At 70.7% G+C, this 14,103-nt stretch carries 12 protein-coding genes and 1 pseudogene (1 of these 13 only partly in view); 8 read left to right on the forward strand and 5 right to left on the reverse strand.

The window, feature by feature from the left end; translation table 11 throughout:
* Positions 1–1,023 carry the 3' portion of a M23 family metallopeptidase gene (locus G582_RS0108465; RefSeq protein WP_051247053.1) on the forward strand. 414 nt of this gene lie to the left of the window's left edge, so only the last 1,023 of its 1,437 coding nucleotides appear in the window; its start codon lies off the left edge, out of view; its stop codon occupies positions 1,021–1,023.
* Positions 1,024–1,054: 31 nt separating this feature from the next.
* Positions 1,055–2,182, forward strand: a complete 1,128-nt coding sequence (locus tag G582_RS0108470; RefSeq protein WP_028839464.1) for an anhydro-N-acetylmuramic acid kinase — start codon at positions 1,055–1,057, stop codon at positions 2,180–2,182.
* Here G582_RS0108470 and G582_RS0108475 read toward each other — a convergent pair.
* Both G582_RS0108475 and G582_RS0108480 read right to left on the reverse strand, forming a co-directional pair.
* Positions 2,170–3,549: an AmpG family muropeptide MFS transporter gene (locus G582_RS0108475; RefSeq protein ID WP_028839465.1), complete on the reverse strand. Its 1,380-nt coding sequence runs from the start codon at positions 3,547–3,549 to the stop codon at positions 2,170–2,172. The genes G582_RS0108470 and G582_RS0108475 overlap by 13 nt on opposite strands.
* 66 nt (positions 3,550–3,615) lie before the next feature.
* The gene (locus tag G582_RS0108480; RefSeq protein ID WP_028839466.1) at positions 3,616–4,416 is read right to left on the reverse strand and encodes an exodeoxyribonuclease III; all 801 of its coding nucleotides are present in this window, start codon (positions 4,414–4,416) and stop codon (positions 3,616–3,618) included.
* A 147-nt stretch (positions 4,417–4,563) separates the two neighbouring features.
* Between G582_RS0108480 and pyrE the strand changes: the two genes are divergently transcribed.
* Both pyrE and G582_RS0108490 read left to right on the forward strand, forming a co-directional pair.
* The gene (gene pyrE / locus G582_RS0108485) at positions 4,564–5,214 is read left to right on the forward strand and encodes an orotate phosphoribosyltransferase (protein ID WP_028839467.1); all 651 of its coding nucleotides are present in this window, start codon (positions 4,564–4,566) and stop codon (positions 5,212–5,214) included.
* A 31-nt stretch (positions 5,215–5,245) separates the two neighbouring features.
* Positions 5,246–5,941 (forward strand): hypothetical protein, encoded by a 696-nt coding sequence (locus G582_RS0108490; protein ID WP_028839468.1) that lies wholly within the window; start codon positions 5,246–5,248, stop codon positions 5,939–5,941.
* Positions 5,942–5,951: 10 nt separating this feature from the next.
* Here the strand turns inward: G582_RS0108490 and G582_RS0108495 are convergent, their stop codons facing one another.
* The 3 genes and pseudogenes from G582_RS0108495 to coaBC all read right to left on the reverse strand — a co-directional run bounded on the left by G582_RS0108495 (position 5,952) and on the right by coaBC (position 10,014).
* Positions 5,952–8,318: a phosphomannomutase/phosphoglucomutase gene (locus tag G582_RS0108495; protein ID WP_083961108.1), complete on the reverse strand. Its 2,367-nt coding sequence runs from the start codon at positions 8,316–8,318 to the stop codon at positions 5,952–5,954.
* A gap of 12 nt (positions 8,319–8,330) precedes the next feature.
* Complete coding sequence (gene dut / locus G582_RS0108500; protein ID WP_028839470.1) at positions 8,331–8,792, reverse strand: dUTP diphosphatase; 462 nt, start codon at positions 8,790–8,792, stop codon at positions 8,331–8,333.
* A pseudogene (gene coaBC / locus G582_RS16075) lies at positions 8,789–10,014 on the reverse strand (bifunctional phosphopantothenoylcysteine decarboxylase/phosphopantothenate--cysteine ligase CoaBC). Before coaBC ends, dut begins: the two are co-directional and overlap by 4 nt.
* Before the next feature lie 95 nt (positions 10,015–10,109).
* On the opposite strand from coaBC, the gene radC reads away from it, so the two are divergent.
* Genes radC through G582_RS0108525 form a run of 4 tightly spaced genes read left to right on the forward strand, consistent with a single transcriptional unit; the run spans position 10,110 to position 14,060 of the window.
* On the forward strand, positions 10,110–10,784 hold the full coding sequence (gene radC, locus G582_RS0108510; RefSeq protein ID WP_038053513.1) for a RadC family protein: 675 nt from the start codon (positions 10,110–10,112) through the stop codon (positions 10,782–10,784).
* Positions 10,785–10,835: 51 nt separating this feature from the next.
* Positions 10,836–12,524, forward strand: a complete 1,689-nt coding sequence (gene argS, locus G582_RS0108515; protein WP_028839472.1) for an arginine--tRNA ligase — start codon at positions 10,836–10,838, stop codon at positions 12,522–12,524.
* Entirely contained in the window at positions 12,524–13,270 is a 747-nt protein-coding gene (locus G582_RS0108520) for an SPOR domain-containing protein (RefSeq protein ID WP_028839473.1), read from the forward strand. The genes argS and G582_RS0108520 overlap by 1 nt, the downstream gene beginning before the upstream one ends.
* 40 nt (positions 13,271–13,310) lie before the next feature.
* Positions 13,311–14,060, forward strand: coding sequence for an SDR family NAD(P)-dependent oxidoreductase (locus G582_RS0108525; RefSeq protein ID WP_028839474.1), 750 nt, complete (start codon positions 13,311–13,313; stop codon positions 14,058–14,060).
* Positions 14,061–14,103: the final 43 nt, after the last annotated feature.

Consider the following 14,103-nt stretch of genomic DNA (forward strand, 5'->3'; position numbering starts at 1 on the left):
CCGGGCACCGAGCTGAGCTTCAACCTGCCGGCCGATGGCAGTGTGCGGGCGATGCGTCTGGAAGCCGGCCCCGGCATCGGCGATACCCCCATCGAGCTGGAGTTCAGCGGTGACACCCTGCGCGAGCGCGCGGTGCCGGTGGAGATCACCACCCGCACGGTGGTGCTGACCGGCGAAGTGGGCAAGTCGCTGTTCGCCTCGGCGCGCAAGCTGGGCCTGGGCAGCGCCCAGCTCAACCAGCTGACCGACGAGATGTTCAAGTACGACATCGACTTCGATTCGGACCTGGGCGAGGACGACCGCTTCAGCGTGGTCGTCGACCAGACCTGGAAGAACGGCCAGCTGGCCAACACCGGCCCGGTGCTGGCCGCCACCTTCACCGTCGACGGCAAGCTCAAGAGCGCGTTCCGCTACATGCGCGACGGCAAACCGGAATACTTCACCCCGGACGGCCGTTCGCTGCGTCGCCCCTTCATCCGCATGCCGATTCCCTACGCACGCCTGAGCTCCGGCTTCGGCGGTCGCAAGCATCCGGTACTGGGGCGTTTCCGCCTGCACAAGGGCGTGGATTACGCCGCCGGCACCGGCACCCCGATCCAGGCCGCCGGTGATGCGCGGGTGGAGTTCATGGGCCGCAAGGGCGGTTACGGCAACACCGTGATTCTCAACCATGGCGGCGGCAAGACCACCCTGTACGGGCACATGTCGCGCTTCGCCAAGCTGCGCCCCGGCCAGCGCGTGGCGCAGGGCACGGTGATCGGCTACGTCGGCAGCACCGGCCTGGCCACCGGCCCGCACCTGCACTACGAATTCCGGGTGAATGGCGTGCACATGAACCCGCTGAAGATGACTCTGCCGCCACCGACGCCGCTGTCCGGCACCGCGCTGGTGGCGTTCAAGAGCGAGACCCACCGCGCGCTGGAAAAGATCCGCGAGGTCGAGGACGTGGTGTTCCAGCTCGATGACGGCAGCCGCGTCGCCAGCGCCGCCGCCAAGCCGGCACCCGCGCGCAAGAAGGGCTGAACCTGCGCGCGGCGATGCGATACTGCATCGCATGAGCGACTTCCCTCCCGGCCGCTGCTTCCTCGGCCTGATTTCCGGCACCAGCGCCGACGGCATCGATGCCGCGCTGGTGCGGTTCGACGACGACCACGCGCACGCGCGCCCCACCCTGCTGCATGGCCGTACCCATGCCTGGCAACCGGCGTTGCGCGAGCGTCTGGTGACCCTGGGCCAGCAGGCGCAGGCGCTGACCCTGGATGAAGTGGGCGAACTGGACGTGCGCATTGGCCACGCCTTTGCCGCCGCCGCGCTGGCGACGCTGCGCGAAGCCGGCCTGAGCGCGCGCGATGTCGCCGCGATCGGCTCGCACGGGCAGACCCTGCGCCACCATCCGCACGGCGACGCGCCTTTCACCCTGCAGCTGGGCGATGCCCACGTGATCGCGGAGCGCTGCGGCATCCCGGTGGTGGCGGACTTCCGCCGCCGCGACGTCGCCGCCGGCGGCCACGGCGCGCCGCTGGTGCCGGCCTTCCACGCGGCCACCCTGCACGCCCCCGGCGAGGACCGCGCGGTGCTGAACCTGGGCGGGATCGCCAATCTCACCCTGCTGCCGGCCCGCGGCACGGTGCGTGGTTTCGATACCGGCCCGGCCAACGGGTTGATGGATGCGTGGTGCCAGCGGCACACCGGCATGGCCTATGACGCGGACGGCGGATTCGCCGCGCAGGGCCGGGTCGATGGCCCGCTGCTGGCGCGCCTGATGGCCGAACCGTGGTTCGCCGCGGCGCCGCCGAAGTCGACCGGTCGCGACCGCTTCCACCTCGATTGGGTGGACGCCGCGCTGGCCGGCATCGAAGCGCCCGCCGACGTGCAGGCCACGCTGCTGGCGCTGACCGCGCGCAGCGTCGGCGAAGCCTTGCGCGCCACCCAGCCGGGCACCCGCCGGGTCATCGCCTGCGGCGGCGGCGTGCACAACCCGCTGCTGATGGCGGCGCTGGCCGAAGCGATGCCCGACGCAGCGATCGAGTCCAGCGCGGTACATGGATTGGACCCGGATTTCGTCGAAGCGATGGCGTTCGCCTGGCTGGCGCGCCAGCACCTGGCCGGTCGGCCCGGCAACCTGCCCGCGGTCACCGGCGCGGCCGGGCCGCGCGTGCTGGGCGCGCTCTACCCCGCCTGAGCAGGGGCGGCGGCGCGCATCCGCCGCGCCAGCCACAGGCACAACAGCAGCGCCGGCAACCCGGCCAGCGCGGTGCCGAGGAAGAACAGCGCATAGCCGTCCAGCAGCGTGCGGCCGACGGCGAGCTGTTCCACCGCGACCCCGGAGAAGCCCTTCAGCAGCTTGCCCAGCAGCGCGTAGAACGAGCTGAGCAGGGCGTACTGGGTGGCGGTGTAGCCGATGCTGGTGAGGCTGGACATGTAGGCCACCAGCGCGGTGCCGGCAAAACCGGTGGAGAAGCCGTCGATCGCCATCGCCGCCACGAACACCGCGTGGTCGCCGCCGGCGTAGGCCACCCAGGTGAACGCGGCGTTCGAGCCGGGGCCGAGGATGGCGCCAGCCAGCAGCGTGGGGACGAAGCCGAAGCGCACGGCGCTGATGCCGGCCGCGGCGATGCCCAACAGCGAGGTGGCCAGCCCGATCGAGGCGCGCACCTCGCCAACGAATTCCTTGCTGATGCCGATGTCGGCGTAGAACGGGTTGTTCATCGGCCCCATCACGAAATCGGGCAGCCGGTACAGGCTGATCGCCGCCAGCATCAGCAGTGCCCACTGGCCGTGGGTCTTGAAGAACGCGATGAACGGCCCGGCGATGGCGTCCCACAGCCCGGAGACGGTCCACATCGGCGCGTGCGTGGTGACCTCCGGGCGCTGCGAGGCGGCGGGTTCGCGCGCAACAAACAGCGCGGCGCACAGGCCCACGCCCATCAGCGCCGCCATCGCCCAGTACGACAGCGACCAGCCGACATAGGTGGCCAGGATCAGGATCAGCGCATCGGTCACCAGCAGCGCGGTGCGGTAGCCGAACTGGGTGCCGGAAGTGAGCAGGCCGAGCTCTTCGGGGTCGTCGGCGATCTCGATGCGCCAGGCGTCCACCACGATGTCCTGCGTCGCCGAGGCGAATGCCGCCACCAGCGCCAGCGCGCCGAACACCAGCAGGTGTTCGATGGCGAAGCCGGCGAGCTGGAACAGGCCGCCCTGCGGCTGCACCACCGCCATCCCGGCCAGGCCCAGCGCCACCACGATCTGCGACAACACCATCCAGCCGCGGCGGTGGCCAAGCCGGCCCAGCAGCGGCACGTTGGTCTTGTCGATCACCGGCGCCCACAGGAACTTCAGCGTGTAGGCCAGGCCCACCCACGACAGGAAGCCGATCGCCGACAGCTCGCTGCCGTTCTCGCGCATCCAGTAACCCATGGTGTTGCCGACCAGGTACAGCGGCAGGCCGGATGAGAAGCCCAGCAGCAGCATCGCCAGCACCTTGGGCCGGCGCAGCGCGCGCAGGACGTCGCGGCTGGTCTTGTTGCGGGGGGCGGCGCTTTCGGACATCGGGATTCCTGTGGCAGCGCCTGCCGGCGCGACGGCGTTTACGGGAGGCGATCGTACCGGGCTGGCCTATGCGGCGTAGTCGACCAGCACCGGCGCGTGGTCGGAGAACTTCGGCTCGGGGAAGATCTCGGCGGCGCGGATCGAACTGGCGATGCCCGGCGTGCAGATCTGGTAGTCGATGCGCCAACCGACGTTGTTGGCGCGCGCCGCGCCGCGCTGCGACCACCACGAATACTCCACCACCCCGGGCTTGGCCACCCGGAAGGCATCCTTCCAGCCCTGCGCGGGCGGCGCGACCAGGCCGTCGTGGCAGTCGTCGGCGATCATCCCGCTGAGCCAGGCGCGCTCGTGCGGCAGGCAGCCGGAGTTCTTCTGGTTGCCGGTCCAGTTCTTGATGTCGTTGCGCGCGCGGACGATGTTCCAGTCGCCGCACAGGACATATTCCCGTCCGCTGGCCAGCCAGCCGTCCATGATCGGCTTGAGCCAGGCCATCACCTCTTCCTTGAAGCCCTGGCGCAGCTCGCCGGAGCTGCCGGAGGGGATGTAGAAGCTGACCACCGACAGGTTGCCGAAGCGCGCCTCGATGTAGCGGCCCTCGTCGTCGAACGGCGCCCAGCCCAACGCGGTGCGCACCTCGTCGGGCTCGCGCCGGCTGTAGATCGCCACGCCGCTGTAGCCCTTCTTCTGCGCGTCCTTGAACCACGCCTTGTAGCCTTCCGGCCGGAACGCGGCATCGGCCAGCTGGTGTTCCTGCGCCTTGGTTTCCTGCAGGCAGAGCACGTCGACGTCGCGCGCGGCGAACCAGTCGAAGAAGCCCTTGGAGGTGGCCGAGCGCAGGCCGTTGGCATTGAAGGTGAGGATGCGCATGGATGGGATCGTGTTGCTCGAAGTCGGGGCTTGCTGCCGGTGGGCGCGGGATGCGCCCCAAGCACGCAAGCATACCTGTCCGACGCCGGAGGCTCGGGCGCATGCGGTACGCTTTCCATCCCCGACCCGACCCTGATCCGAACCCTCGTGCCCGATCACCGCCACCGCTTCCTGCAGCTTGCCCTGCGCGCCGACGCGCTGCGCTTCGGCGAGTTCACCCTCAAGTCCGGCCGCAGCAGCCCGTATTTCTTCAATGCCGGGCGCTTCGACTCCGGCGCCGCGCTGGCCGCGCTGGCGCAGTGCTACGCCGACGCGGTGGACGCGGCGGCGCTGGACTTCGACCTGCTGTTCGGCCCCGCCTACAAGGGCATCCCGCTGGCCACCGCGCTGGCCTGCGAATATGCCCGCCGCGGCCGCGACCTGCCGCTGGCGTTCAATCGCAAGGAAGCCAAGGCGCACGGTGAGGGCGGCAGCCTGATCGGAGCAAAGCTGGCTGGCCGCAGGGTGCTGATCGTGGACGACGTGATCACCGCCGGCACCGCCATCCGCGAGGCGTTGGCGATCATCCGCGAAGCCGGCGGCACGCCGGCCGGGATCGTCATCGCGCTGGACCGGCAGGAACGCGTGCGCGAGGATACCGCCGAATCCGCGGCGCAGGCAGTGGCGGCCGAGCACGCCATCCCGGTGGTCGCGGTGGCCGCGCTGGACGACCTGCTGGCGTTTGCCGGCGAAGGCCCCGAACTGGCCGCCCATCGCGATGCGCTGCTCGCCTACCGCGCGCGCTATGGCGTCGCCTGATACGCTCATCCGACTGCCACAGGGGGCCGTCATGCCGCACCATCGCCATATCTTTCGCACCGCTGTCGCCGCGCTTGCGCTGGCCGGCGCGGGCGCCGCCGCGGCGCAGACCGCAGCACCCACGCAGAAGAAGATCTATTGCTGGGACGAAGGCGGCCGCCGGGTCTGCGGCGATGCGCTGCCGGCCTCGGCGGTGGACCGCGCGCGCACCGAAATCAACGTCAGAAGCGGCATCCCCACCAAGCAGGTGGATCGCGCTCTGACCGAAGCCGAACGCAGCGTCGCGGAGGTCGCGGCCGAAACAGCGCGCCGGCAGGCCGAGGCAGAGGCGCTGCAAAAGCGCCGCGACCTGGCGATGGTGGAGTCCTACCTGACCGAAGCCGACCTGCGCCGCGCCTACGGCGAGCGCACCGCGCTGCTGGACGAAACCCTCAAGGCCAGCCGGCTGGGCCTGTCCAACCTGCGCCTGAGCCTGCTGTCGCTGCTGCGCCAGGCCGGCGACCTGGAGCTGGCCGAGAGCCCGGTACCGCGCAAGCTGATCGATTCGATCCGCCGCCAGCACGGCGAGCTGCTGCGCCAGCAACAGATCCTGCTGGCGCAGGAGGCCGACCGCGCCGAGCTCGAACGCGAATTGGCCGACTCGGTGCAGCGCTACCGCGCGATGCGGCAGGACTCCGGCGCACCCGCAGCCGCGCCGGCCGCGACTGCACCGACGCCGGCGGGCTAAACCGCCGCCGTCAGAACGGCAGCTTGAGGTCCGGTTCCAGCCGCAGCAGGTTGTCGCGGAACGCCTGCTGGATGCGTGCCATCGCCTGGCTGCTGTCGGCATCGAAGCGCATCACCAGCACCGGCGTGGTGTTGGACGCGCGCACCAGTCCCCAGCCATCCGACCAGTCCACCCGCACGCCGTCCAGCGTGGTCTGCCGCGCGCCCTCGAACGTCGCGGTCAGGCGGAAGCGCTCCACGAACGCATGCGGGTCGCCATCCGGCGCCTCGACCTTGATCTCGGCGGTGGAGACGCCGTCGGGCAGCGCGTCGAACACCGCGTCCGGCGACTCCTCGCGGGTGTCGAGGATTTCCAGCAACCGCGCCGCTGCGTAGATGCCGTCGTCGAAACCGAACCAGCGCTCGGCGAAGAAGAAGTGGCCGCTCATCTCGCCAGCCAGCGCGGCGTCGACCTCGCGCATCTTCGACTTGATCAGCGAATGGCCGGTCTTCCACATCAGCGGGCTGCCGCCATGGCGCAGGATCTGGGTCGGCAGGCGGCCGGTGCACTTGACGTCGTAGACGATCACCGCGCCGGGGTTGCGCTCCAGCACGTCGGCGGCGAACAGCATCAGCAGGCGGTCGGGGAAGATGTTCTTGCCCGCCTTCGTCACCACGCCGAGGCGGTCGCCGTCGCCGTCGAAAGCGATGCCGAGGTCGGCGTCCAGCCGTTGCACCATCTGCACCAGCGCCTCCAGGTTGTGCGGCTCGCTGGGATCGGGATGGTGGTTGGGGAAGGTGCCGTCGATATCGCAGAACAGCGGGGTGACGTCGGCACCGATGGCTTCCAGCACGCGCGGGCCCAGCACGCCGGCGACGCCGTTGCCGGCATCCACCACCACCTTCAGGCGCTGGCCGATCTGGATGTCGCCGGCGATGCGCTGGACGTAGTCCTCGCCAATGTCGCGTTCGTCCAGGTTGCCGCGCACCTCCGCCGTGAGCAGGCGATCCTCGGCGATGCGGGCGTGCAGATCCTTGATCGCATCGCCGGACAGGGTCTCGCCACCGATCACGATCTTGAAACCGTTGTAGTCCGGCGGATTGTGGCTGCCGGTGATGGCCACGCCGCAACCGGTGCGCAGGTGGAAGCCACCGAAATAGACCACCGGGGTCGGCGCCATGCCGATGTCGATGACGTGGCGGCCGGCGGTGCGCAGGCCGTCGATCAGGCCCTGCGACAGCTCCGGCCCGGACAGCCGGCCATCGCGGCCGACCACGATGGAATCCAGCCCCTGTTCGGCCATCACCGAGCCGATCGCCTGGCCGATCAGTTCGGCCACGCCGGCGTCCAGCGACTGGCCGACGACGCCGCGGATGTCGTAGGCGCGGAAGATGCGGTGGTCGATCACCACCGAGCTCTTGCGCGCTGCCTTGGCGGCATCCGGTTCGCTGGACTTGGCGCGCGCGACCGGCGCGACCGGTGGCAGGGTCTGCTGCAGGTCAGACAACGTCGGGCCGGACTCGACTTCGCCGGCGCCGCCCATCGCCAGCAGGCGCGGGCGCAGCACGAACCACAGCCCGCCGCACAGCAGCAGCAGCACGACACCCAACACCAGCGAGATCCAGCCGCTCAGCCCGAACGGCGCGGCCATGCTGTCCGGTGCCGCCGCGGCCACCCGCAGCTCGCTGTCGGGCACCCTGGCGCCCATCGCCTCGGCGGCCGCGGCCAGTTCGATTTCACCACGCTCGACCACGCTGCGCTGGCCCTGGCGCAGCGCCAGGTAGGTACCGCTCGGCAACGCCGGGCTGGTCACCGCGCTCTCCAGCCGCGCCAGCGGCAGCTCGACATAGGCCACCATCTCGGTGGCGCCCTTGACGGGCGCGGCCAGCGCCACCCTTGCCCCATCCGCGGCGCGCACGATCCGCACCGCCAGCTTGCCGGTGACCAGCGCATCCTCGGCCGCGGCCAGGCTGCCGAAGCCGCTGCGCGGCAGCTGCTGGTAGCGCGCATCCAGGTCCGCGGGCCACAGTTCGGCGCGGCGGATCTCGCTCCAGCCCTGCTTCAGGGACGCGGCGGCAGCGGCGGCGTCGCCCGCGGCCAGGGCGGCGGTGAACTCCTTCGAGGCCAGCCGCGCACCCATCTTCTGCCGGTGTTCGCTGAGGGTGCGTCGCACCGCCACCACCACGTCATCGCGGGCGAACTCCAGCGCGTTCTGGCGGCTGTCGTCGCGCTGGCGCAGGCCGCCGGCGATCAGGCACCACAAGCCCAGCAGGCCCAGCAGCGCAACCAGCCAAGGCAGCGCGCGCGCCGCCTGCAGCGGGTCGTATGCCAGCTTCTTGTCAGCGTCCGCTTCCGCGCCCGCGCCACCCTTCTTGCCACCCAATCCGAACAAAGCCATCGCGTTCCCCTGTCAGCGCACGCCGGTGTGGCCGAAGCCGCCCTGTCCGCGTGCGCTCTCCTCGAAAGTATCCACCACCTGCAGCGCGGCGCGCACCACCGGCATCAGCACCAGCTGGGCGATGCGGTCGCCCGGCTCGACGGTGAAGGCGGTGGCGCTGCGGTTCCACAGGCTGACCATCAGCGGCCCCTGGTAATCGGCATCGATCAAGCCGGTGCCGTTGCCCAGCACGATGCCATGTTTGTGGCCCAGCCCCGAGCGCGGCAGGATCATCGCGCACAGGCCCGGATCACCGATGTGGATGGCCAGCCCCGACGGCACCAGTACCGCCTGCCCGGGCGCCAGCTCCAGCGGCGCGTCCAGCGCGGCGCGCAGGTCCAGCCCGGCGCTGTGCGCGGTGGCGTAATCGGGCAGCGGCCATTCGTCGCCGATGCGCGCATCCAGCACCCTCACCTGCAGCGTGCGTTGACTCATGCAACTCCCTCGGATTGCAGGCGTTCGCCGATGATATCCAGCAGCACTGCCGCCAGTTCGGCCTTGGGCGCGGGGCCGAGCGCACGCTCGCCCCCGGCATCGATGACCAGCAGCGCGTTGTCGTCGCTCTCGAAGCCGCTGCCCGCCAGCCCGACCCGGTTGGCGCAGATCATGTCCAGCCGCTTGCGTTCCAGCTTGCCGCGCGCGTAGCGGGCCACGTCGTCGGTTTCCGCCGCGAACCCCACCACCAGCCGCGGCCGCTGCGGGTGCACGGCCACTTCTGCCAGCACGTCGCGGGTCTTGACCAGTTCCAGCACCAGCGTGTCCTGGCCCGGCTGCTTCTTCAGCTTGCTGGCGGCGATCGCGCGCGGGGTGAAGTCCGCCACCGCCGCCGCGCCGATGTAGGCATCGCAGGGCAGCGCGGCCATCACCGCATCGAACATCTGCGCGGCGCTGCGCACGTCGACGCGGGCGATGCCCGGCGGCGTCGGCAGCTGCACCGGGCCGGCCACCAGCAACACCTCGGCGCCGCGCTGCGCGGCGGCGGCGGCAATGGCGAAGCCCATCTTGCCGCTGCTGCGGTTGCCGAGGAAACGCACCGGATCGATGTCCTCGAAGGTCGGGCCCGCACTGACCACGAGGCGCATGCCCGCCAGCGATGCGCTCATGCGACCACCGCCAGCGCGGCCACGATTTCCGCCGGCTCGGCCATCCGACCGGGGCCGGACTCGCCTTCGGCCAGCGGGCCGTCGTTGGGGCCGACCATGCGCGCGCCGCGCGCCAGCAGGGTGGCGATGTTCGCCTGGGTGGCCGGGTGCCGCCACATCCGGTGGTTCATGGCCGGGGCGATGAGCAGCGGCGCGTCGGTTGCCAGGCACAGGGTGGACACCAGGTCGTCGGCCAGTCCGTGCGCCAGCTTCGCCAGCGTGTTGGCGGTGGCCGGCGCCACCACCACCCGCTGCGCCCAGCCGGCCAGTTCCAGATGACCCATCGCCGCCTCGGCCTGTGCATCCCACAGGGAGGTGCGCACGGGCCGGTGCGACAGCGCCTGGAAGGTCTGCGCGCCGACGAAGCGCTGCGCGCTGTCGGTCATGGCCACTTGCACCTCGGCGCCGGCGTCGCGCAACCGCCGCACCAGTTCGGCGGACTTGTACGCGGCGATGCCGCCACAGACGCACAGCAGCACGCGAACGCCGCCGGCGGGGGAAAACATAGCCTGCATCGGGCCATTCCCTGACCACTTGGAGAAGCCGCAGCTTACCCGATGCCGGGGCGGCTTCCGTTGCCCGGCGGCGATTGCGGACGCACGCTGGCCGCATGCACATCCGCGACTGGCCCGAAACCGAACGTCCCCGCGAAAAGCTGTTGGCCCGCGGCCCCGGCAGCCTGTCGGACGCCGAGCTGCTGGCACTGTTCCTCGGCTCCGGGATCGCCGGCAGCGACGCCGTCGCCAGCGCGCGCGGCCTGCTGGCCGGTCAGGGCGGCCTGCGCCGGCTGCTGGATCGGGATGCCAAGGCGCTCACGCGCCTGCGCGGCATCGGCCCGGCCCGCGCCTGCCTGCTGGCGGCGGCACTGGAACTGGGTCAGCGCCATCTGGCCGCGCAGCTGGAACGCGGCGAAGCGCTGGGCGACCCCGCCTGCGCCGGCCGCTACTTCGCCCAGCGCCTGCGCAGCTTGCAGCACGAGGTGTTCGCGGTGCTGTATCTGGACACCCGCCACCGCGCACTGGGTTTCGAGGAACTGTTCCGCGGCGGCATCGACGGCGCCGAGGTGCATCCGCGCATCCTCGTGCAGCGCGCGCTGGCGCACGGCGCGGCGGCGGCAATCATCGGCCACAACCATCCCAGCGGCAGCCCGGAACCCAGCGCCGCCGACCGCGCGGTCACCGCGCGCATCAAGCAGGCGCTGGCGCTGGTGGACGTGCGTCTGCTCGACCACTTCGTGATCGGCGACGGCCCGCCCACCTCGATGGCGCAGCGCGGGCTGGTGTGAAGGCGGCCTCGCGTACAATGGCGGGTCGCTTCAACCGCAGCATTCCCGCACGTGAAAACCCAGCTCCGCGCCCTGATCGAACAGGGACTGTCCGCCCTGCGCAACGCAGGCCTCCTGCCCGCCGACCTTGCCTCGCCCGAGTTCGTGATCGAGCGGCCGAAGGAGCGCGCGCACGGGGACTTCTCCACCAATGCGGCGATGCTGCTGGCCAAGGCCGCGCGCGGCAATCCGCGCGCATTGGCGCAGCAGCTGCTGAACGCGCTGCCGGCTTCGGATGCGATCGCCAGGGTCGAGATTGCCGGCCCCGGCTTCATCAATTTCCACCTGGCGCCGGGCGCCTGGCAGCAGCAGGTGCGCGACATCCACGCCGCCGGCACGGGCTTCGGCTGCAACGCCAGCGGCGGCGGCAAGACCGTGGGGGTGGAATACGTGTCCGCCAACCCGACCGGCCCGCTGCACGTGGGCCACGGCCGCGCCGGCGTGATCGGCGACTGCATCGCCCGCGTGATGGCCGCCAACGGCTGGAACGTGAAGCGCGAGTTCTACTACAACGACGCCGGCGTGCAGATCAACAATCTCGCCATCTCCACGCAGGCGCGCGCCAAGGGCTTCAAGCCGGGCGACGCGCAGTGGCCGGCCGACGCCTACAACGGCGACTACATCATGGATGTCGCCGCCGCCTACCTGCGCGGCGACAGCGTGGAAGTGGACGGCCACGTCGTTACGGGCAAGAACGATGCCGACGACCTCGACGCCATCCGCGCCTTCGCGGTGGCGTACCTGCGCCGCGAGCAGAACGCCGACCTGCAGGCCTTCGGCGTGTCGTTCGACCGCTACTTCCTCGAGTCCTCGCTGTACACCGACGGCAAGGTCGAGGAAACCGTGCGCGAACTCGTCGCCAAGGGCCATACCTACGAGGAGGGCGGCGCGCTGTGGCTGCGCACCACCGACTTCGGCGACGACAAGGACCGGGTGATGCGCAAGTCCGACGGCACCTACACCTACTTCGTGCCGGACGTCGCCTACCACCTCAGCAAATGGCAACGCGGCTATCAGCGCGCGGTGACAGAGCTGGGCGCCGACCACCACGGTTCGCTGGCGCGCGTGCGCGCCGGCCTGCAGGCGCTGGACTGCGGCATCCCCGCCGGCTACCCGGACTATGTGCTGCACCAGATGGTCACGGTGATGCGCGGCGGCGAGGAAGTGAAGCTGTCCAAGCGCGCCGGCAGCTACCTGACCCTGCGCGACCTGATCGAGGAAACCAGTGCCGACGCGGTGCGCTGGTTCCTGATCGCGCGCAAGCCGGATTCGCAGCTGACCTTCGACATCGACCTGGCGCGCTCGCAGTCCAACGACAACCCGGTGTTCTACGTGCAGTACGCGCACGCCCGCGTGTGCAGCCTGCTGCGCCAGGCCAAGGAGAAGGGCTACACGTACGACGCGGCAAACGGCGCCGCCTCGCTGCAGGTGCTGGACGACGCGCCGGCGCAGGAACTGATGCGCGAGCTGTCGCGCTTCCCCGAGGTGGTGGAAACCGCCGGCGCAACGCTGGAGGCGCATCTGGTTGCGCAATACCTGCGCGAACTGGCCAACGCCTTCCACGGCTGGTACCACGCCAGCCCGGTGCTGGTGGACGATGCCGTGCTGCGCGATGCGCGGCTGACCCTGGCGCTGGCCACCCGCCAGGTGCTGGGCAACGGCCTTGACCTGCTGGGCGTGTCTGCCCCGGAGAGCATGTGATGGCGGCACGACGCGGCAAATCGCAGGCGAAGCGCAATTCTTCCGGCGGCCTGCCCGGCTGGGCCTGGCTGGTGATCGGCGTACTGCTGACGCTGCTGGCGGTGCTGCTGCTGCCGCGCTACCTCAAGTCCGACGGCGGCGACGGGTTCTTCCGGCCCAAGCCCAACCCCGACGCCCTGCCGGCCACGGTCAGCGACGAAGGCGAAGCGATCGCCCCGGACACCGCCCCCGCCGGCGAGGCGAAGGCCGATGCCGACAAACCCAAGCCCACCCAATACGACTTCTACACCCTGCTGCCGGGCCAGGAAGTGGCGGTCAGCGATGCCGAGCTGGCCGCCAGCGCCAAGGCCGAAGCCGAGGCGCAGGCCAATGCCGCCAGGCAGGCAGCCGCAGCTGCGGCGGGCAGCGGCAGCGATGCACTGCCCGCGCCGCTGGGCGAAACCCCGGTCGCGGCCACGCCTGCCCCCAGCGCTGCGCCGGCTGCCGGTGCGGAGGCTGCAGCCAGCGCCGCCGCCACCCGCTACCTCCTGCAGGCCGGTGCCTTCGGCGGATCCGGCGACGCCGAGGCGGTAAAGGCCAAGATCGCCCTGCTGGGCCTGAACGCCCGCGTGGAGTCCGCCCAGATCAACGGCAAGACCGTCTACCGGGTGCGCATGGGGCCATATGGCAGCGCTTCCGAATTGGCCGACGCCAAAGCCAAGCTGGCCAGTGGCGGCCTGCCGGCGATGGCGGTCAAGACCCACTGAGTCGCGCCGCCTGCGGCCTTAGAATGCGGGGATGGAAACCATGCCCCGCACCGCCCTCATCACCGGCGCCACCGCCGGCTTCGGCCGCGCCGCCGCGCGGAAATTCATCGCCGCCGGCTGGCAGGTCATCGCCACCGGCCGTCGCAGCGACCGCCTTGACGCCCTGCGCGCCGAACTCGGCGACGCCCTGCACCGCGCCTGCTTCGACATCCGCGACGAAGCCGCCATGCGCGCCGCGCTGGACGCGCTGCCGGAGCGCTTCCGCGGCATCGACCTGCTGGTCAACAACGCCGGCTTGGCGCAGGGCACCAAGCCGGCGCAGGACGCGCAGCTGTCGGACTGGAAGACCATGATCGACACCAACGTCACCGCGCTGGTGACGCTGACCCACGCCCTGCTGCCCACGCTGATCGCGCGCAAGGGCGCCGTCGTCAACATCAGCTCCACCGCCGCCACCTACCCCTACACCGGCGGCAATGCCTACGGCGGCACCAAGGCCTTCGTCAGCCAGTTCTCGCTGGGCCTGCGCGCCGACCTGCACGGCACCGGCGTGCGCGTCACCGCGATCGAGCCGGGCATGGCCGAAACCGAATTCACCGTGGTCCGCACCCACGGCGACCAAGCCGCCTCCGACAAGCTCTACGGCGGCGCCAACCCGATGACCGCCGAGGACATCGCCGACACCATCTTCTGGGTCGCCAGCCAGCCGCCGCACCTGAACATCAATCGGATCGAGCTGATGCCGACCTCGCAGTCGTTCGCCGGTTTCCAGGTGCATCGCGACACCTGACCCGAATTTGGCTATTCAGGCTATTTTTCCCAAAAAGGGTATA

The organism is Thermomonas fusca DSM 15424 (assembly GCF_000423885.1).
GTDB classification, from domain to species: domain Bacteria; phylum Pseudomonadota; class Gammaproteobacteria; order Xanthomonadales; family Xanthomonadaceae; genus Thermomonas; species Thermomonas fusca.

Excerpts from the sequence above, each read along its gene's own strand:
- G582_RS0108525 (WP_028839474.1), top strand. The coding sequence starts at position 13,311 with ATGCCCCGCACCGCCCTCATCACCGGCGCCACCGCCGGCTTCGGCCGC.
- G582_RS0108520 (WP_028839473.1), top strand. The coding sequence starts at position 12,524 with ATGGCGGCACGACGCGGCAAATCGCAGGCGAAGCGCAATTCTTCCGGC.
- G582_RS0108490 (WP_028839468.1), top strand. The coding sequence starts at position 5,246 with ATGCCGCACCATCGCCATATCTTTCGCACCGCTGTCGCCGCGCTTGCG.
- G582_RS0108475 (WP_028839465.1), bottom strand. The coding sequence starts at position 3,549 with ATGTCCGAAAGCGCCGCCCCCCGCAACAAGACCAGCCGCGACGTCCTG.
- G582_RS0108495 (WP_083961108.1), bottom strand. The coding sequence starts at position 8,318 with ATGGCTTTGTTCGGATTGGGTGGCAAGAAGGGTGGCGCGGGCGCGGAA.
- G582_RS0108470 (WP_028839464.1), top strand. The coding sequence starts at position 1,055 with ATGAGCGACTTCCCTCCCGGCCGCTGCTTCCTCGGCCTGATTTCCGGC.
- G582_RS0108480 (WP_028839466.1), bottom strand. The coding sequence starts at position 4,416 with ATGCGCATCCTCACCTTCAATGCCAACGGCCTGCGCTCGGCCACCTCC.
- dut (WP_028839470.1), bottom strand. The coding sequence starts at position 8,792 with ATGAGTCAACGCACGCTGCAGGTGAGGGTGCTGGATGCGCGCATCGGC.
- radC (WP_038053513.1), top strand. The coding sequence starts at position 10,110 with ATGCACATCCGCGACTGGCCCGAAACCGAACGTCCCCGCGAAAAGCTG.